The sequence below is a fragment of the Kitasatospora sp. NPDC057015 genome (assembly GCF_042673745.1).
GTDB lineage: Bacteria > Actinomycetota > Actinomycetes > Streptomycetales > Streptomycetaceae > Kitasatospora.
Map to the genome: position 1 here is coordinate 291,648 of NZ_JBHUSG010000003.1, position 17,963 is coordinate 309,610.

Below are 17,963 nucleotides of genomic sequence, written 5' to 3' on the forward strand. Positions count from 1 at the left end.
TGTCACATTGGCGATCGAGTACGCGGTCAAAGCACGGGGCGGTGCCGCACGGCGACACCACGCTCCCCGACCGGGCAGTCCTCCTTGCCCGGAAGGTACGACGGAGCAACCGGAGCACCGTAGCCCGCGGTCGAGCACCGGCGACACCCGTCCACGCCTCCTGCGCACGGTCGTCCATATTCCTGCTTCTTCCTGCCTGCCACGAGGGATCGGCGCAGGTCGGGGAACCCCGAAGGACGTTCCGGCACTCCCCGTAGGTCTTGCTCTCGCCAGGCAAGACCGGTCCGCCGACGGGGACGGCCAGGGTTGTTCACCGTGGGTTGTACGGGGCCGCCGACGCCGAGCACGCGCCCGTGCCTGCCGCTTCCGGCGACAAACCGCCCTGCGGCCACGGTGATCACGATCTACAGCCGGAGTGGTGGTCGGACAGCGCGCGGAGGATCACGCACACAGGAATGGTGTCGTGCTGCTGTTCGTTGGTTCGACGGGCTGACCGAAAGGTACGACGTGGGCTACGACTTCCACATCACGCGAACGCAGGACTGGACCCGAAGTCCGAACACCCCCATCGACATCGACGAGTGGGAGGAGGCGGCGACCCACTGTCGGCTGATCGAGGAGGGTGCTCCGTGGGAGTCAGAGGATCTGGGCCTGGAAAGAACCTTCAATGTTCCGGGTGAGACCGCCGTGTTCGCATGGTGGCGCGGAAGGATCGACATCAAGGGCTATTACACCGACAAGACCGAGGAGGCTGCCGAGGCACTCGCCAAAACCGTCGGCGCGTACGTGCTCGGCGACGACGACTAGCACCCGGGTACGGCTCACGGAGAGCTCCCGCCGTTCGGGCGGGAGCTCTCCCCCGCAGAGTGCGGCGGGCCACCACGTGGCCCGCCGCACGAGCCGAGTGCCCCCGCAGGGCGGGCGGTTCAGGTCCGCCCTACTTCACGTGGAAGTCCGCGTGCAGGCGGCGGGTGTGGTCCACCGTTCGGGGCGGGCCGGTGAGGGTGACCCGGGCGGTGAGGCGGGGGTCGGTGCTGGAGGCGGCGAAGCGCAGTTCCAGTGCGCCGGGTTCGACGACCCGCCGTCCGTCGCGTCCGGTGAAGGAGGCCAGGTCGGCGGGGACGGTCACCGGGATGCGGCGGGCCTGGCCGGCGGCGAGGGTGAGGCGCAGGTAGCCGATCAGGCGCTGGACCGGCTGCACCACGCTGGCCACCGGGTCGTGCAGGTACAGCTGGACGATCTCGGTTCCCTCCCGTTCACCGGTGTTGCGGACGGTCAGCGAGAGTTGGAACTCGCCCGAGGTGTCGGCCTGTTCGTTCATCACCACCAGGTCGGACCAGGCGAAGGCGGTGTAGGACAGGCCGTGCCCGAAGCCGTACGCCGGGGTGGGGTCGGTGCTGGAGACGTCGGTGGCCTCGGCCAGCCGGGCCGCGAGGTAGGTGGACGGCTGGACGCCGGGGCGGCGCGGGACGCTCACCGGGAGTCGGCCGGACGGGTTCACCCGTCCGCTCAGCACGCGGGCGACGGCGCCGGTGCCCTCCTCCCCGGGGAAGAAGGTCTGGACGATCGCGGCCGCCTCGGTGACCGCCCGCCCGAGCGCGTACGGTCGGCCCGCCAGCAGGGTGACCACCACCGGGGTCCCGACGTCGAGCAGCGTGTCGAGCAACTGGGCCTGGACGCCGGGTAGTTCCAGTGACTCGGCGTCGCATCCCTCGCCACTGGTGCCGCGGCCGAACAGTCCGGCCCGGTCACCCAGCGCGAGCACCACGACGTCGGCGCCGCGGGCCAGGGCGACCGCCTCCGCGAAGCCGTCGGTGGCGGGGGTGTCAATGCCCGCACCGGGCGCCGTGACGATCTCGCTGTCGGGGAACTCGGCGGCCAACGCCTCCCGAAGGGTAGGCAGTCGGACCCCCAGTGGGATGTCGGGATGCTGTGGTCCGACGTGCACGGGGAAGGCGTAGCAGCCGAGTACGGCGGTCGGCTCGTCCGCGTTGGGGCCCACCAGGGCGATCCGGGCGGGGCGGGCGAGCGGGAGGGTGCCGTCGTTGCGGAGCAGGACGACGGCCTGCTCCGCGATCTCCCGGGCGAGCGCGCGGTTGCCGGCCGGGTCGAGGTCGACGGTGCCGCGCAGGGCTTCCGGGTCCGTGAGGTCGGCGCCGGCGAGGGCGGCCGGGACGGGGCTCCAGTCCCGGTCCAGCAGGCCGAGTTCGGCCTTCTGGGCCAGGACGCGGCGCAGCGCCCGGTCGATCAGCCCTTCGGGGACGCGGCCGGAGGTGACGGCCTCGACCAGCGGCTCGCCGAAGGTCTTGACGGTGGGCAGTTCGACGTCGACGCCGGCGGCGAGGGCGGCCCCGGCGGCTTCGGCCCAGTCGCCGGCGACGCCGTGCAGGGTCCGGAGGAAGGCGATGCCGAAGTAGTCGGCGACCACGGTGCCGGTGAACCCCCAGGTGTCCCTGAGGAGTTCGGTGAGCAGCCGGTCGTCGGCGGCCGACGGCACGCCGTCCGTGTCGGTGTAGGCGTGCATCACCGACCGCACCCCGCCCTCGCGGACCGCCATCTCGAAGGGCGGCAGGATCACGTCGGCGCGTTCGCGGGTGCCCATGCCGACCGGCGCGAGGTTGCGGCCGGCGCGGGAGGCCGAGTAGCCGGCGAAGTGCTTGAGGGTGGCCACGATCCCGGCGGACTCCAGGCCCTGGACGTACGCGGTTCCGACGGTGCCGACCAGGTACGGGTCCTCGCCGATGGTCTCCTCGACGCGCCCCCAGCGGGCGTCGCGGACCACGTCGAGGACGGGTGCCAGGCCCTGGTGGACGCCCACCGCGCGCATGTCGCGGCCGATCGCGGCGGCCATCCGGCGGACCAGGTCCGGGTTGAAGGCGGCGCCCCAGGAGAGCGGCACGGGGTAGGCGGTCGCCCGCCAGGCGGCGAATCCGGCGAGGCACTCCTCGTGGGCCAGCGCGGGGATGCCGAAGCGGTTGCCGGCGACGATCCGGCGCTGGGTGCGCAGCAGGGAGAGCGCGCCGGTCGCCGGGTCGACCGGAGCGGTGCCGAACGGCCGGGTGAGCTGCCCGAGCCCGTACGGCAGGAGGTCGTCCAGGGCGGGCGGTTCCTCCATCTCGTGCTGGTAGGGGGCGACTTCGCCGCCCTCGTCGGAGGCACCGACCCAGACGCCGAACAGCTGGGCGATCTTCTCCCGCAGCGTCATCACGGCGATCAGGGCGTCGGCGCGCTCGCCCGGGCCGAGTTCGGGGTCCTGCCAGGCGGGCGGGACGGCGGAGCCGGGCAGGACGGGCAGACGGGACGGGCCGGGCAGGGCGGGGGCCGCCGCGACGGGGACGGGCTCGGGCAGGGGCGGAGTGGTCGTGGCGGGTGCGGCGGCGGGCGGGGACACGTGGTGGTTCATTTCCCTCCGACGCCCATCAGCCCCTGGACCAGGGCGCGGCGGGCGAACAGGTAGACGAGCAGGATGGGCAGCATCGACAGGACCACGGCGGCGAGCAGGCCGGGCACGTCGACGCCGTACTGGGTCTGGAAGTCGTAGAGCCCGAGGGTGATCACCTTGGTCTCGTCGGACTGGGTGAGGACCAGGGGGAAGAGGAAGCCGTTCCAGGCCTGGAGGGCGGAGAAGACGGTGATGGTCGACAGTCCTCCCTTGGACAGCGGGAGCACCAGTTGGAGGAAGACCCGCCAGGGCGGGGCGCCGTCCATGGCCATGGCCTCGTACAGGTCCGGGGTGATGTCGCGCATCACCCCGGTGAGGATCAGCGCGCAGACCGGTAGGGAGAACGCGGCGGTCGGGAGGATCACCCCGATCAGGTTGTCGTACAGGCCGGCTTTGCTGATCACGTAGAACATCGGGACGATCACCGCCTGCGCGGGAATCGCCAGGCCCAGCAGGAACAGCCGGAAGACCAGGGTGGTTGTCAGACCCCGGCTGCGCACGATGGCGTACGACAGCGGGGGCACCACCAGCAGCACGATGGCGACCACGCTCGCCGTGACGATCACCGTGTTGAGGAAGTACCGGCCGAAGCCGCCCGAGAAGTCGTCGAGGTAGTTGCGCAGGGTCAGGTGCACCGGCAGCCCCAGCGGGCCGCTCTTGGCGTAGTCGGCGCGGGTCTGCAGGGTGGCCGCGAGCAGCACGTACAGCGGCAGGCCGACGACGGCCAGCCAGCCCAGCGAGCCGAGTCCGGCGAGGACGTTGGGACGGCGCCTCATCACAGGCCCTCCGTTGTGCTGCGCATCTTGTCGTACCCGGAGAGGCGTACGACCAGGAGCGAGATGGCGGTGGCCGCCAGGACGAGCAGCAGCGCGACGGCCGAGCCGGCGCCGAAGTCGAAGCCCTTGAAGGCCTTCTGGTACATGTAGTAGGCGCTGATGGTGGTGTCGGTGCCCGGTCCGCCCTGGGTGAGGATCAGCACGGTGTCGAAGGTGGTGAGGCCGCCGACGATCATCAGGATCACCGAGGTGACCATCGCGTTCCGCAGCTGCGGCAGGGTGATGTGGACGAACTGCCGGATCCGGCCCGCCCCGTCGATCGCCGCGGCCTGGTAGAGCACCCGGGGGACGGCGCGGGCGGCGCCCTGGTAGATCAGCGTGTGGAACGGCGTGAACTGCCACGTCCCGACGAGCACCAGGACGCCGATCGCGCCGGCCTGCGAGCCGAACAGGTTGCCGTCGCCGAACAGCCAGCGGGCCTGGGCGGGGACGCCGAAGTTGGGGTCGAGCAGGGCCCGCCACAGCACGGACACGGCGGTGGCGGAGAGCAGCAGCGGGACGAAGAAGATCGCCGACAGTACGGCGCGGTTGCGCTGCGGGCCGGCCGCCCAGACCCCGAGCAGCAGGGAGACCGGGGTCTGGACGGCCACGCCGAGCAGGGTGAGCAGCAGGCTCAGCCACAGGCTCTTGAGCATCACGGGGTCGTGCAGCAGCGCGGTCCAGTTGTCGAGGCCCGCGAACTCGGGTGCGGCCAGGCCGTTCCACCGCATGAACGACAGGACGGCGACCAGCAGCAGCGGGACGATGGCGAAGAGGAGGAAGAAGACGGTGGCGGGGACCGCCCAGACGAAGCCCGGGCGGCTCACCGCGGCGCCGGCCCGGCGCGGGCCGGCGGACCGGCCCCGAACCGTGGTGGCGATGGTGTCGCTGGTCATGGGTGAGGGAGCACTCTCAGCTCGTCGGCAGGGCCTGCATGGCCTTGATGAAGCCGTTCTGGTCGATCTGGCCGTTGAGGAACTGCTGGACGGCCTGGTGGATGGGCGTGCTGGCGGACGGCGGGTACGCCTGGTCCCAGGAGAGCTCGAAGGCCGGTGCGTCCTTGACCAGGTTGTACTGGTAGGTGGAGTACGCGGGGTTGGCCGCGGAGGCGAGGAAGGACTGCGTGTTTCCGGTGGTCGGCAGGTTGCCGATGCCGAGCTGGGCCTGGACGAACTCGTCCGAGTACTGGAGCTTGAGGAACTCGGCCACCGCCTCGGGGTGCTTGGTCTTCTTCAGCACGGAGTAGAAGTTGTTGGTGTTGCCGACGACGTTCTTCGGGTCGCCCTTGCCGCCGGGGACGGTCGGGAAGGCGCCGTAGCCGAGGTCGCTCTTGGTGAAGTCCGGGTTGGCGTCCTGCAGGGTGGAGTACTCCCAGGAGCCCATCAGCTCGAAGGCGGCCTTGCCGGTGGCCAGCAGCGCCGGCGAGCCGCCGTCGGTGAACTTCACCGAGTCGAAGGCGGTGCCGAACGCACCCGCGTCGACCAGCTGCTTGAGCATGCCGAGCGCCCGCTTGGAGTCCTCGTTGGCCCAGGCGCCCTTGTCGCCGCCCAGGGCCTTCTGGAACAGGCCGGCTCCGGTGGCACTGCCGGGGCCCGCGACGCGGTCGTAGAGGTACTCGAACCACATCTGGGTCGGCCACTGGTCGCCGCCGCCGAGGGCGATCGGGGTGATGCCCTTGGCCTTCAGGACGCCGACCGCGCCCAGCAGGTCGTCCCAGGTCTTCGGCTCGGTGAGGCCGGCCTCGGCGAGGACCTTCTTGTTGTTGAACAGCAGCACGGGCTGGGTGCCGCGCATCGGGACGCCGTACGGCTTGCCGTCGACCACCGCGGTGTTGAAGACCGACGGGAGGAAGTTGGCCTTCAGGCCCGGGTCCTTGGCGATCATGTCGTCCAGCGGCAGCAGCAGGCCCGCCTGGACGAAGGGCTTGATGGAGCCTCCACCCCAGTTGAAGAAGACGTCCGGCGCCTGCTTGGTGCTGATGATCGTCTGCAGCTTCTGCTGGTAGTCGGCGCCCGGGATGGTGTCCAGCACCACCTTGACCTTGGAGGTCTTGTTGAAGGTCTCGGCGAGCTGCTTCTCGACCTTGTTGGTGGCGTCCCCGTAGACCAGGACGTGGATCGTGTCGCCGTCCCCGGACGCCGATCCGCTGCTTCCACAGGCCGTCAGGGTCAGGCCGAGCAGGACGGCGGCACCGCCGGCGACGGCACGGGGGAGCCTGGCGTGTCTCTTCATCGAGGAGGCCTTTCGAAATGTTTCGAGCCGATTCCCGAAACTCTCTGTGGGCTGCGACGCTAGGACCCCGGGGAGACCTGGTCAACCGCTCGAACCAGGGTTACCAAAGCGTGACCTGACGGGGCGGTCTATGCTGCACGCCATGCAGGATGACGAGGAGACGGGCCGCGTGACGCTGGCCCAGGTGGCGGAAGAGGCCGGAGTTTCGATCTCCACGGTTTCGAAAGTTCTCAACGGCCGGCAGGACGTCGCCCGCCCGACCCGCACCCGGGTGGAACAGCTGCTGGAGATCCACGGCTACCGGCGGTCGGCCAAGTCCGCGGGAGAGGCCCCCCTGATCGAACTGGTCTTCCACGAGCTGGACAGCATCTGGGCGATGGAGCTGATCCGGGGCGTGGAGAACGTCGCCAAGGAGCACGGCGCGAGCGTGGTGCTGACCGAGAGCGGCACCCGCCACTCCCCCGGCGCGGACTGGATCGAGGGCGTGCTCCGGCGCCGCCCGCTCGGCGTGGTACTGGTCTTCTCCACCCTGCCCGCGGAGTTCAAACAGCAGCTCAGGTCACGGGCGATCCCGTTCGTGATCATCGATCCGGCCGGCGACCCGGAGCCCGACGTCCCCTCGGTGGGCTCGGCGAACTGGTCCGGCGGGCTCGCCGCCACCCGCCACCTGATCGAGTGCGGGCACCGGCGGATCGCGATCATCAGCGGCCCCCGCGACATGCTCTGCTCGGTGGCCCGGCTGGACGGGTTCCGCTCGGCGATGACCATGGCCGGACTGGAGGTCGACCCCGAACTGGTCACCTTCGGCGACTTCCACGTCGAGGGCGGCTACCGGCGCGCGATGGAGCTGCTCGGCCGGCCGGACCGGCCCACCGCCGTCTTCGCCGGGAGCGACCTGCAGGCCCTCGGCGTCCTGGAGGCCGCCCGGATCCACGGACTGCAGGTCCCGCGGGACCTCTCGGTGGTCGGGTACGACGACGTGTCGATCGCCCAGTGGATGAGCCCGGCACTGACCACCGTGCACCAGCCGCTACGCCGGATGGCGGAGGAGGCCGCGCAGATGCTGTGGCGACTGCGGGCCGACGAGAACACCGCCACCCGGCTCGAACTCGCCACCAGCCTGGTCGTTCGTGCCAGCACCGCCCCACCGGCCGAGGCCTGACACCTGGCCGGACCAGCGCGGACGTCGGGTCGGGCCAGCGCGGACGTCGGGTCGGGCCAGCGCGGAGCTGCCGCCACGCCCGGCCCGGCGCGTCTCCCAGCGCCCGGCCCGGCGCCTGGCCAGACACGCGGTGCTGCGCGCGGCCGGACGACCTCCCGAGCGGTCGGCCGGCCCCGACCGGCTGACCGGCTGAGCGGCTGACCGGGGCGAACGGTTCGGGTCGCGCCCCTTGCGATCCCGAAAACATCCGGTCCATACTCCGAAAGGTTTCAGACGAGAGTCGCCCCCACCCGTCCCGGCCCCAGGAGACCCCGTGCTCGCCAAGGACCGCACCCGACGCAAGGACCGCACCCGCCTCAGGAGGGCACTGCCGGTACTGGCGGCCGCCGCGACCGCCTGCCTGCCCGCCGCCGGCGGCGTCTGGCTGCCCGCCGCGGCCGCCCCGCACCCCGCGGCCTGGACCGACTGCCGCAACGGCTACGTGGGCCTCACCTACGACGACGGGCCCAACCCCGAGTCCACCACGCCCCTGCTGAACGCCCTGCGGGCCGGCGGCGCCCGTGCCACCTTCTTCATCTGGGGCCAGCACGCCGAGCAGTACCCCGCGCTGCTGGAGTCCGAGCAGAACGCCGGGATGTGGCTGGGCAACCACACCACCACCCACCCCCGCCTCACCACGCTCGCGGAGCCGGCCGTCCACCAGGAGATCGGCAGCACCCAGCGGACGATCCAGCGGATCACCGGCACCACTCCCACGCTCTTCAGGCCGCCGTACGGCGACACCAACGCCCGGGTCAGGGCGGACGCGGCCCGACTCGGCCTGGCCGAGGTGCTCTGGGGCGTCGACTCGCAGGACTGGAACGGCGCCACCACCGAGCAGATCGTCCAGGCCGCCGCCACCCTCGGCCCGGGCGGCATCATCCTGATGCACGACGGCGGCTACCGGAGCACCGTCGCGGCCGTGCCGCGGATCCTGGCCGGTCTGGCCGCCCGCGGTCTGTGCCCCGGCCGCATCGTCTGGAGCCCGAACCCGGGGACCGGCGCGGGCCAGACCCCCCACGCGGTGGCCGTCGCACCGTAGCGGTCACGCCCGGGGTCGTAAGCCTCCGCCCGGGGCCGTAGGCCTCCGCCCGGGGCGGGCAGGTGCCGAGCCGATCCCGGAACCACCGGCCCCCTGCGACCCCACCACCGCGCGAGCCTGTCAACTCCCGCCGATCCTTCGTGTTCTGACGTCCTGCTAGGGTCCGGATCCGTGACGAACAGGGAGCAGCGGCAGTACGAGGAGATGCGCGACCACTTCCACCGCGCCGCCGAGCGAGCCGGGTTCAGCCTCGATCCGGCCCAGGAGGCGCCGGCCGAGCGGCTCAGCCGGCTGGCCGGCGAGCTGGCCCGGCCGGCCCGGCGGCTGCGCCGCCCGCCGCGCCACCTGTACCTCTGGGGCCCGGTCGGCCGCGGCAAGAGCTGGCTGGTGGACACCTTCCTCGACGGCCTGGCGACTCCGCACAAGCGGCGGCTGCACTTCCACGACTTCTTCCGGCGGCTGCACGAGGGCGTCGCACATCAGAACGCGCACCGGAACGCACAGCGAAGCGCGCACCCGGGCACGGACGGCGCGGCCGTGGACCGGGCCGTGGACGAGCTGCTCGGCGACTGCCGGATCCTCGTCTTCGACGAGTTCCACGCCCATGACGCGGGCGACGCGATGCTGGTGGCCCGCCTCTTCCGCACCCTGCTGGACCGGCGGATCACCCTCGTCACCACCTCCAACTACCCGCCCGCCGGCCTGATGCCGGACCCGCTCTACCACCACCTCTTCGAGCCGACGATCCGGCTGATCGAGGAGCGGATGGACGTGCTCGACGTCGCCGGGCCGGTCGACTTCCGCCGTCGGCCGCGGCCGGGCGGGCCTCGGGGGTTCGCCCTCGGCGCGAGCCTGCGCCCCGGCCGGGAGGCCGCGGCCGGCCTCGACGCACCGCGCCCGGAGGAGGCCGGGCCGGTGGTCGCCCACCACCGCGAGCTGCCGGCCCGGGCGGCCCGGGCCGACCTGGTCTGGTTCGGCTTCGAGGAGCTCTGCGAGGGCCGCACCGCCGTGCAGGACTACCTCGCCCTCACCGAGCGCTTCCCCCTGCTCGTCCTCGACGGTGTCCCGCCGCTCGGCGAGGCCTCCCCCGACGGCCGCCGGCGCTTCGCCAACCTGGTCGACGTCTGCTGCGACCGCGACGTGCCCCTGGTCCTGATCGGCGCGGACCCGCTGGCCGGGCTCCCGACCGGATCCGACCTCATGCGCGACCTCGACCGCACCGCCAGCCGTCTCGCCCTCCTGCGCGGGCCGGCGCCGGAGGAGGAGGGCGCCTACCGAGCGCCCGTCGAGCGCCGGGGCGAGCCCGAACCCTCCAACGGTCGGTGACGCTCGACGCCCCGCACCGGGCCCGGATCCGCGATCGAATGCCCTGTACACGAAGGATATTTGACCGAATCGTATCGGACAGGAAAGGTTAGGCAAGCCTTACCTTGGTAGTGGGCGGCCCGAGGAATCGTGCCGACCAGCCCACCCGTGACCGGACCGATCTCCGCGAGGGACGACGACATGAGCACCACCAACCCGTTCGAGGACGACGACGCCCGCTACTTCGTGCTGGTGAACGCCGAGAACCAGCACTCGCTGTGGCCCGCCTTCGCCGAGGTACCGGCCGGCTGGACCGTCGTCCACGGCGAGGACAGCCGCCAGGCCTGCACCGACTACGTGGACACCCACTGGACGGACATGCGCCCCGCCTCCCTCATCGCCCGCACCGCGGCCACCACCACCTGACCGACCCCGGAGGCGGTACCACCGCACCGCCCGTACTCGCCCGCCACCGCCGACCGGGAGTTCCGGCCCCGTTCGCATCCGCGACACGGACCCGGGTCAGACTTGCCGCGCACATCGCCGTCATCTGACGCACCGTCACCACGACTCCCGCGGCGAACCCCTCCGCCGCACCAGACCCCCCCCGTCCGCGACCGGATCCGGCCGCCGACAGGGCCCCCGGTGCGCTCCTTCTCCGAGTGCGGCGCAGCGATCCTGCGTCCGCCTCCCGTCCCTCCCGGAGAGTCCCATGCCCTCGACCGACGACATCCCCGCCCACCGGCCGACCGCGCCCGCCCGGCCCCGGCGGGTGGCGCGTCCGCGGCGGTTCCTGATGTGCCCGCCGCAGCACTTCGACGTCCGCTACTCGATCAACCCGTGGATGGACCCGGCCAAGCCGGTCGACACCGCGCTGGCCCTGGCGCAGTGGACGGGGTTGAAGAACCTCTACGAGGAGCTGGGGCACACGGTCGAGGTGATCGAGCCCGTGCCGGGCCTGCCCGACATGGTGTTCGCCGCCAACGGCGCCACCGTCGTCGACGGCCGCGTCCTCGGTGCGCGGTTCCGGCACGTGGAGCGGACGGCGGAGGGGCCGGCGTACCTCTCCTGGTTCACCGAGCACGGCTACACCGACGTCCACTGGCCCGAGCACATCAACGAGGGCGAGGGCGACTACCTGGTCGTCGGCCGCACGCTGCTCGCCGGGACGGGGTTCCGGACCGACCCGCGCTCGCACGCCGAGGCCCAGGAGTTCTTCGGCCTCCCGGTGGTCGGACTCACCCTGGTCGACCCCGAGTTCTACCACCTGGACACCGCGCTGGCCGTCCTCTCCGAGACCGAGGTCATGTACTACCCGGAGGCGTTCAGCCCGGGCAGCCGCGCGGTGCTCCGCGAGCTCTACCCGGACGCGATCCTGGCCACCGCCGAGGACGCGGCCGTGTTCGGCCTCAACGCGCTCTCCGACGGCCGGCACGTGCTGCTGCCCGAGGCCGCGGTCCAGCTCAAGGAGCGGCTGCGGGAGCGCGGCTTCGAACCGGTCGGCGTCGATCTGACCGAACTCCTCAAGGCCGGTGGCAGCGTGAAGTGCTGCACCCTGGAGCTGCGCCCGAGCTGAGGCGCGGACCAGGCGGTGCCCGGACGGTCCCCGGGCACCGCCCCGGTGCTCCCGGCAGCGCTCGCGCGCCCCGACCACGGCGGCGGGGCGTCCACCGTGCGCCGATCGGGTGAGTCGCGGCGCGGGTCTCGGCCGTCCCCCTGTGTCGGCCACGGCGGCGGGGAGGGCGGGGGCGAAGGTGGAGGCCTCTTCGCCGTCCGGAGCCGAAAGGGAGGGGCCCATCGTGTCGAGTCCCGCGCCGGCGCACGGAGGGTGCTCCGCTCCCGGGTGCGCGCGATGACGTCCTGGGCCGCCCGGTTCCGCCTGCGGCAGTACACCAAGGCCAGCCTGTGGATCGTGCCGCTGCTCGGGCTGGTGCTCGGGGTCGCCCTCGCCGAGGCCGCCCTGGCCGCGGACGGGGCGGCCTGGCTGCGGCACGACTGGCACTACTCCGCGACGACCGCGAGTTCCGTCCTCAGCTCCGTGATCGGCTCCATGATCGCGCTGCTTGGGTTCGTCGTGACCATCGGTGTCCTGGTCATCCAGCAGGCCACCGGCACGCTGTCGCCGCGCTACATGAGGCTCTGGTACCGCGACCGGCTGCAGGAGGCCGTACTGGCCACGTTCACCGGCACCTTCGCGTTCGCCTACGCCCTGCTGCGGAGCATCGAGGAGAACTCCGTCCCCGACCTGGGGGTGACGCTGGCCGGTGTCGCCGTCTCGGTCAGCCTGCTGCTCCTGCTGGTCTACCTCAACCGGTTCACCCACAACCTGCGGCCGGTGGCGATCGCCGACATCGTGGGGCGCATGGGCGAGAAGGTCCTCGACGCAGGGGCGACCCGGATCCGCGGGTCCGCCGCGACCGCTGCCTGGACACCGGCGCCGACCGGTACGGTGACGCTGGTCCGGGCCGGGCGCGGTGGCGTGATCCAGGCGGTCAACGCCTCCCGGATGGTCGCGCTGGCGACCCGGCACGACTGGGTCCTGGTGATGAACCACTCGGTCGGGGACTTCGTGCCGCCCGGGGCCGCCCTCGTCGAGGTCCACCACGACGGATCCGTGCCGCCCGACCCGCGCCGGGTGGCCGGACTCCTCGCGCTCGGCTCGGAGCGCACCATCGAGCAGGATCCGGCCTTCGCCCTGCGCATCCTCGTCGACATCGCCATCCGGGCACTGTCACCCGCCGTCAACGACCCCACCACGTCCGCGCAGGTGCTGAACCACATCGAGGCCTTCCTCTATGCAGCCGGCCGGATCGGACTGGGCAGCCGGTACGTGATCGCCGACGAGCGGGGGCGTCCGCGCCTCGTGGTGCCGGGGCGGACCTGGGAGGAGTACCTCCAGCTCGCCGTCAGCGAGATCCGCGAGTACGGCGCGACCTCGCTCCAGGTGTGCAGGCGGCTGCAGTCCCTGTTCGAGGGCCTCCTGGACGCCCTGCCCGCCGAGTGCCTGCCGGCCGTCCGCACCGAACTCGACCTCCTCACGGCCTCGGTCGAGCGCGCCTTCGCGGACGCTCCCCGGCGGGACACGGCACGGACGGCCGACTCGCAGGGCATCGGTGGCCGCCACCGCCCGACGGCGCCGCCCCGGCCCGGCGCCGGCGGGTAGCGGTCGGGCCGCGCAGACCGGGCGGCGGTCCCGGCAGGTAGGGCTCGGGCCCGTACGCACGTGCTGACCGCCGGGCATACCGCCGGCCGGGCCGCCCGGTGCACCCGGACGGCCCCGGGACCGGACCCGCCGGAGCCGCCGAAGGGGGGAGGACGGGCGGTGCGGCGGCCCCGTTGATTGCGGCCGGGCCCGGCAGCTGTTGGGATCACCCCATGAGCCGCCCGTCCACCGCACCAGCCGGGCCACCGGCCGTCCTCCTCCCGTACCCGCCCGAGCAGGTGGGCGCGGCCGACCTGGCGGTGGCCGTGTGGGACGGCCGGGGCGCCGCGCCTCCCGAACCGGTGCTCCGCGCGGTGGAGTTCTTCGTCGTCCCGTACACCCGGGGCGCCGCCGCGCTGCCGCTGCTGGAGCGGATGCCCCGGCTGCGGGTGCTGCAGAGCCTGTCGGCCGGCGTCGACGACCTGCTGCCCTTCCTGCCCCCCGGGGTGACGCTGTGCAATGCCCGCGGCGTCCACGACGCGAGTACCGCCGAGCTCGCCCTGACGCTCCTGCTCGCCGCGCTGCGGGGCGTGCCGGGCTTCGTCCGGGCGCAGGACCGCGAGGTGTGGGAGGGCGGCTCCGCCACCGCGCTCGCCGACCGCACCGTCCTGCTGGTCGGGTACGGGTCCATCGGCGCGGCCGTCGAGGAGCGCCTCGTCCCCTTCGAGTGCGAGGTCCTGCGGGTGGCCCGCACCGCCCGCGCCGCGCCCCGCGGCCCGGTCCGGCCGCTGACCGAGCTGACGGCCCTGGTGCCCCGCGCCGACGTGGTGGTGCTGACCCTGCCGCTGACCGCGCAGACCAGGGGGCTGGTCGACGCCCGGTTCCTGGCCGCGATGAAGGACGACGCCCTGCTGGTCAACGTGGCCAGGGGCGCCGTGGTGGACACCGCCGCCCTGCTCGCGGAGCTGGGCCGCGGCCGGCTCGCCGCGGCGCTGGACGTCACCGACCCGGAGCCGCTTCCCCCCGGCCATCCGCTCTGGCGCGCGCCCCGCACCCTGATCAGCCCGCACGTGGGCGGCAACAGCTCGGCCTTTCTGCCGCGCGCGCTGCGCCTGATCCGCGGCCAGCTGGAGCGCTTCCTCGCGGGCGAGCCGCTGGACAACGTGGTCACCGGGCCCGGCAACTGACGGCGACCGCGAGGGCCGTCGGCCGGACGGTAGCCCGTGCGAGGGACGCCGCTGGGCCCGATGGCCCAACGACCGGCGGGCCGTCTCCCGAGCCGCGGGCGGCGGCGGCAGCGTGGCGCCGTACCGAACGGGAGACCACGAACGGGAGACGACCATGGCTTCATCCGCCGACCAGCCGAGCCCGGAGCTGCCGCCCATCCTCCGGGGTCAGAAGGCCCTGGTCACCGGAGCGAACTCGGGGATCGGCAAGGCGACGGCGATCGGTCTGGGCCGCGCCGGCGCCGACGTGGTGGTCAACTACGTCTTCGGCCGCGAGGCGGCGGAGGAGGTGGTCGAGGAGATCAGGTCCTTCGGCGTGCAGGCGTACGCGCACGAGGCGGACGTCTCCGACGAGGGCCAGGTGGTCGGCATGGTCGGGCGGATGGTCGAGCAGTTCGGCACCATCGACGTCCTGGTGGCCAACGCCGGGCTGCAACGCGACGCCGCCAGCACCGAGATGACGCTCGACCAGTGGAACAAGGTCCTGGAGGTCAACCTCACCGGCCAGTTCCTGTGCGCGCGCGAGGCCGCGAAGGAGTTCGTCCGCCGCGGCGTCGTCCCGGAGGTCTCCCGCTCGGCCGGCAAGATCGTGTGCATGAGCTCCGTCCACCAGATCATCCCCTGGGCGGGCCACGTGAACTACGCGGCCTCCAAGGGCGGCGTCCTGATGATGATGCAGACCCTGGCGCAGGAGCTGGCACCGCAGGGGATCCGGGTCAACGCCGTCGCGCCCGGCGCCATCCGCACGCCCATCAACAAGTCCGCCTGGGACACCCCCGAGGCGGAGACCGACCTGCTGCGGCTGATCCCGTACCGCCGGGTCGGCGACCCGGAGGACATCGCCCGCGCGGTGGCCGTGCTGGCCTCGGACCTGATGGACTACGTGGTCGGCGCCACGCTGTACGTCGACGGCGGCATGACGCTCTTCCCCGGCTTCGCCACCGGGGGCTGAGCCGCAGGTGGAGACCGCGACCCAGTTCCTCGCGACCCGGCTCCTCGCGAGCACCCCGGCGCAGCTGCTGCCGGCCCGCGAGCTCATGGCGTTCACCCTCGCCTCGCACATCATGCTGGTGCCGTTCGGGGTGGCCCTGCCGTTCGTCACGCTGCTGATGCACCACCGGGGCCTGCGCCGGGGCGACCCGACCGCGCTGCTGCTGGCCCGGCGGTGGTCGGCGGTGATGGCCGTCCAGTTCGCCGTCGGCATCGTCACCGGCACCGTGCTGTCCTTCGAGTTCGGGCTGCTGTGGCCGGGCATGATGGGCCGCTGGGGCGACGTCTTCGGCCTCGGGTTCGGCGTCGAGGCGTGGGCGTTCTTCCTGGAGGCGATCCTCATCGCGATCTACCTCTACGGCTGGCGCCGGCTGAAGCCGTGGACGCACTTCTGGCTGGGCGTCCCGCTGCCGCTGACGGCGCTGATGGGGGCGTTCGGCATCATCGCCGCCAACTCCTGGATGAACACCCCGCAGGGATTCCAGCTCGACCCGGCCGGCAACCCCGTGGACGTCGACGTCCGGCAGGCGGTCTTCACCCCGATGTTCGGGCCGGAGTACTGGCACTTCGTGGTCGCCATGTTCCTCACCGCCGGGTACGTCGTCGCCGGGGTCTACGCGGTCGGCTGGCTGCGCGGCCGCCGGGACCGCTACCACCGCCTCGGCTTCACCGTGCCGTTCACCGTCGCCGCGATCCTCACCCCTGTGCAGTTCTTCCTCGGCGACAACATCGCGCGGCAGGTCTACCAGAAGCAGCCGATCAAGTTCGCCGCGACCGAACTGGTCTGGGACACCGACACGCACGTGCCCGAGTACCTCTTCGGCCGGCTCCAGGAGGACGGCACCGTCAAGGGCGGCCTGAAGATCCCCCAACTCGACTCCGTCCTGGCCGGGTTCAGCCCCGACACGCAGGTGACCGGCCTGAGCTCGGTGCCCGCCGCCGACCGTCCCACCGCCACCCAGGCCACCATCGTGCACTGGGCGTTCGACATCATGGCGACCGTCGGCAGCCTGCTGATCCCACTCGTCCTCTGGTACGCCTGGTGCTGGTGGCGGCGCCGCGACCTGCCGCGCTCGCGCTGGTTCTTCCGCTGCGCGGCCGTGGCCGGAGCCGCCAGCCTGCTCACCGTGGAGTGCGGCTGGATCACCACCGAGGTGGGGCGCCAGCCGTGGATCGTCTACCAGAACATGCGGGTCTCGGAGGCCGTCACCCCGACCGGCGCGGCCTCGCTGTGGACGATGTTCGGGGTCGTGGCCGTGGTCTACGTCCTCATCTTCGGGGCGTTCCTCACCGTGCTGCTCAAGATGCGCACCCGCTGGCGCCTGGCCGGCGGCGGCACGGTGGCCGCGGAGAGCCCGGAGACCGACACCCCCTACGGACCGCGCCCCGAACTCGCCGCCACCGCACCGCAGTCGCCACCGCCGGCCGACGGCCCGGGCCGGGCACCGGGAGACCCCGAGTGACCGCCGACGTCCTGTCCTGGGTCCTGCTGCTGGCGATCGCCGCCTACGCCTGCGGCGGCGGCGTCGACTACGGCGCCGGCTTCTGGGACCTCCTCGCCGGGGGCACCCGGCGAGGAGAGCGGCCGCGCCGGCTGATCGACCACGCGATGGCCCCGGTCTGGGAGGTCAACAACGTCTGGCTGGTCTTCGTGCTGGTGCTGATGTGGACGGGCTTCCCGGACTTCTTCCAGACCGTGTTCACCGCGCTCTGGCTCCCGCTGGCGCTCGCCGCCGTCGGCATGGTCCTGCGCGGCGCCGGCTTCGCGCTGCGCAAGCCCACCCGCCGCCTCGCGGCGCGCCGGGTGTACGGCGCGGCCTTCGCCGTCTCCTCGCTGCTCACCCCGTTCTTCCTGGGCGCGGTGATCGGCAGCGTGGCCTCCGGCCGGGTCACGCCCGGCACCACCGCCTCGGCCGACGCCTGGGCCAATCCGACGTCGGTGGTGGCGGGGCTGCTCGCCGTGGGCGCGAGCGCCGTGCTCGGTGCGGTCTTCCTCACCGCTGACGCCCGCCGGTTCGGGGCCGACGAGCTGGTCGGCTACTTCCGGCTGCGCGCCTGGGCGGCCGTCGCCGCCGTGCTGGTGGTGGGCGTGGTCGGCCTGGTCGTGACCGCCGACGACGCCTCGTACGTCCACCACGGGCTCACCCACGGCTGGGGACTGCTGCTCGTCCTGCTCTCGGCGGCCGCCGGCGCGGTCACGGCCGTGCTGGTCGCCGGCCCGGCGCTCGGCTGGGCGCGCTGGAGCGCGGTCGCGGCGGTGGCCCTGGCGGTGGGTGCGTGGGGCGTGGCCCAGCGCCCGTACCTGGTGCCCACCTCGCTGACCGTCCGGGACGCGGCCGGCGCGAGCGCCACCCTGCAGTGGATGCTGATCGTCGCCCTCGTCGCGCTCGTCCTCATCGGCCCGGCCGTGACCGTGCTCTACCGCCTCGACACCCGGGGCGTCCTGGAGCCCCTCACCGACGAGGACGTCGCGAAGTAGCCCGGGCAGGCGACGACGCCTGCCCGGGCCCTGCCGGACCACGGTGGCGGAGCGGATCAGCTCGCTCCCGCCCGCCGCGGCCCGGCCCA

The 17,963-nt window shown here is 72.8% G+C and carries 15 protein-coding genes; 11 read left to right on the plus strand and 4 right to left on the minus strand.

The window, feature by feature from the left end; genetic code table 11:
• The first annotated feature begins 507 nt into the window (after window positions 1-507).
• Complete coding sequence (locus ACFTWP_RS04555; protein WP_380262606.1) at window positions 508-807, plus strand: hypothetical protein; 300 nt, start codon at window positions 508-510, stop codon at window positions 805-807.
• 130 nt (window positions 808-937) lie between these two features.
• Here ACFTWP_RS04555 and ACFTWP_RS04560 read toward each other — a convergent pair whose 3' ends face one another.
• The 4 genes from ACFTWP_RS04560 to ACFTWP_RS04575 all read right to left on the minus strand — a co-directional run bounded on the left by ACFTWP_RS04560 (window position 938) and on the right by ACFTWP_RS04575 (window position 6,489).
• A complete protein-coding gene (locus ACFTWP_RS04560; RefSeq protein WP_380262736.1) occupies window positions 938-3,205 on the minus strand; it encodes a beta-glucosidase in 2,268 nt (755 codons plus the stop codon).
• A 194-nt stretch (window positions 3,206-3,399) separates the two neighbouring features.
• On the minus strand, window positions 3,400-4,218 hold the full coding sequence (locus ACFTWP_RS04565; RefSeq protein ID WP_380262608.1) for a carbohydrate ABC transporter permease: 819 nt from the start codon (window positions 4,216-4,218) through the stop codon (window positions 3,400-3,402).
• Window positions 4,218-5,153: a carbohydrate ABC transporter permease gene (locus ACFTWP_RS04570; protein ID WP_380262610.1), complete on the minus strand. Its 936-nt coding sequence runs from the start codon at window positions 5,151-5,153 to the stop codon at window positions 4,218-4,220. Before ACFTWP_RS04570 ends, ACFTWP_RS04565 begins: the two co-directional genes overlap by 1 nt.
• 16 nt (window positions 5,154-5,169) lie before the next feature.
• A complete protein-coding gene (locus ACFTWP_RS04575; RefSeq protein WP_380262612.1) occupies window positions 5,170-6,489 on the minus strand; it encodes an ABC transporter substrate-binding protein in 1,320 nt (439 codons plus the stop codon).
• A 130-nt stretch (window positions 6,490-6,619) separates the two neighbouring features.
• Here ACFTWP_RS04575 and ACFTWP_RS04580 point away from each other — a divergent pair, with 130 nt between their 5' ends.
• From ACFTWP_RS04580 to ACFTWP_RS04625, 10 genes are all read left to right on the plus strand, one after another.
• Complete coding sequence (locus tag ACFTWP_RS04580) at window positions 6,620-7,651, plus strand: LacI family DNA-binding transcriptional regulator (protein ID WP_380262614.1); 1,032 nt, start codon at window positions 6,620-6,622, stop codon at window positions 7,649-7,651.
• Window positions 7,652-7,964: 313 nt separating this feature from the next.
• Window positions 7,965-8,732, plus strand: a complete 768-nt coding sequence (locus ACFTWP_RS04585) for a polysaccharide deacetylase family protein (protein ID WP_380262616.1) — start codon at window positions 7,965-7,967, stop codon at window positions 8,730-8,732.
• Between the two features lie 171 nt (window positions 8,733-8,903).
• Complete coding sequence (gene zapE, locus ACFTWP_RS04590) at window positions 8,904-10,058, plus strand: cell division protein ZapE (RefSeq protein WP_380262618.1); 1,155 nt, start codon at window positions 8,904-8,906, stop codon at window positions 10,056-10,058.
• Between the two features lie 180 nt (window positions 10,059-10,238).
• Window positions 10,239-10,463, plus strand: coding sequence for an MbtH family protein (locus ACFTWP_RS04595; protein ID WP_380262620.1), 225 nt, complete (start codon window positions 10,239-10,241; stop codon window positions 10,461-10,463).
• Between the two features lie 286 nt (window positions 10,464-10,749).
• Window positions 10,750-11,613, plus strand: coding sequence for a dimethylargininase (gene ddaH / locus ACFTWP_RS04600; RefSeq protein WP_380262622.1), 864 nt, complete (start codon window positions 10,750-10,752; stop codon window positions 11,611-11,613).
• Between the two features lie 276 nt (window positions 11,614-11,889).
• The gene (locus ACFTWP_RS04605) at window positions 11,890-13,200 is read left to right on the plus strand and encodes a DUF2254 domain-containing protein (RefSeq protein WP_380262624.1); all 1,311 of its coding nucleotides are present in this window, start codon (window positions 11,890-11,892) and stop codon (window positions 13,198-13,200) included.
• Window positions 13,201-13,412: 212 nt separating this feature from the next.
• Window positions 13,413-14,366 carry a 2-hydroxyacid dehydrogenase gene (locus ACFTWP_RS04610; RefSeq protein ID WP_380262626.1) on the plus strand — a complete coding sequence of 318 codons (954 nt, stop codon included), beginning with the start codon at window positions 13,413-13,415 and terminating at the stop codon, window positions 14,364-14,366.
• A 154-nt stretch (window positions 14,367-14,520) separates the two neighbouring features.
• The gene (locus ACFTWP_RS04615) at window positions 14,521-15,357 is read left to right on the plus strand and encodes an SDR family oxidoreductase (protein ID WP_380262628.1); all 837 of its coding nucleotides are present in this window, start codon (window positions 14,521-14,523) and stop codon (window positions 15,355-15,357) included.
• A gap of 85 nt (window positions 15,358-15,442) precedes the next feature.
• Window positions 15,443-16,858: a cytochrome ubiquinol oxidase subunit I gene (locus tag ACFTWP_RS04620; protein ID WP_380262738.1), complete on the plus strand. Its 1,416-nt coding sequence runs from the start codon at window positions 15,443-15,445 to the stop codon at window positions 16,856-16,858.
• Entirely contained in the window at window positions 16,855-17,874 is a 1,020-nt protein-coding gene (locus ACFTWP_RS04625) for a cytochrome d ubiquinol oxidase subunit II (protein WP_380262630.1), read from the plus strand. Before ACFTWP_RS04620 ends, ACFTWP_RS04625 begins: the two co-directional genes overlap by 4 nt.
• Window positions 17,875-17,963: the final 89 nt, after the last annotated feature.

What these genes read in the sequence shown, in the direction of transcription:
- ACFTWP_RS04560 (WP_380262736.1), bottom strand. Translation starts at nt 3,205, where the DNA reads ATGACGCTGCGGGAGAAGATCGCCCAGCTGTTCGGCGTCTGGGTCGGT.
- ACFTWP_RS04565 (WP_380262608.1), bottom strand. Translation starts at nt 4,218, where the DNA reads ATGAGGCGCCGTCCCAACGTCCTCGCCGGACTCGGCTCGCTGGGCTGG.
- ACFTWP_RS04570 (WP_380262610.1), bottom strand. Translation starts at nt 5,153, where the DNA reads ATGACCAGCGACACCATCGCCACCACGGTTCGGGGCCGGTCCGCCGGC.
- ACFTWP_RS04575 (WP_380262612.1), bottom strand. Translation starts at nt 6,489, where the DNA reads ATGAAGAGACACGCCAGGCTCCCCCGTGCCGTCGCCGGCGGTGCCGCC.
- ACFTWP_RS04580 (WP_380262614.1), top strand. Translation starts at nt 6,620, where the DNA reads ATGCTGCACGCCATGCAGGATGACGAGGAGACGGGCCGCGTGACGCTG.
- ACFTWP_RS04595 (WP_380262620.1), top strand. Translation starts at nt 10,239, where the DNA reads ATGAGCACCACCAACCCGTTCGAGGACGACGACGCCCGCTACTTCGTG.
- ddaH (WP_380262622.1), top strand. Translation starts at nt 10,750, where the DNA reads ATGCCCTCGACCGACGACATCCCCGCCCACCGGCCGACCGCGCCCGCC.
- ACFTWP_RS04605 (WP_380262624.1), top strand. Translation starts at nt 11,890, where the DNA reads ATGACGTCCTGGGCCGCCCGGTTCCGCCTGCGGCAGTACACCAAGGCC.
- ACFTWP_RS04610 (WP_380262626.1), top strand. Translation starts at nt 13,413, where the DNA reads ATGAGCCGCCCGTCCACCGCACCAGCCGGGCCACCGGCCGTCCTCCTC.
- ACFTWP_RS04615 (WP_380262628.1), top strand. Translation starts at nt 14,521, where the DNA reads ATGGCTTCATCCGCCGACCAGCCGAGCCCGGAGCTGCCGCCCATCCTC.
- ACFTWP_RS04620 (WP_380262738.1), top strand. Translation starts at nt 15,443, where the DNA reads ATGGCGTTCACCCTCGCCTCGCACATCATGCTGGTGCCGTTCGGGGTG.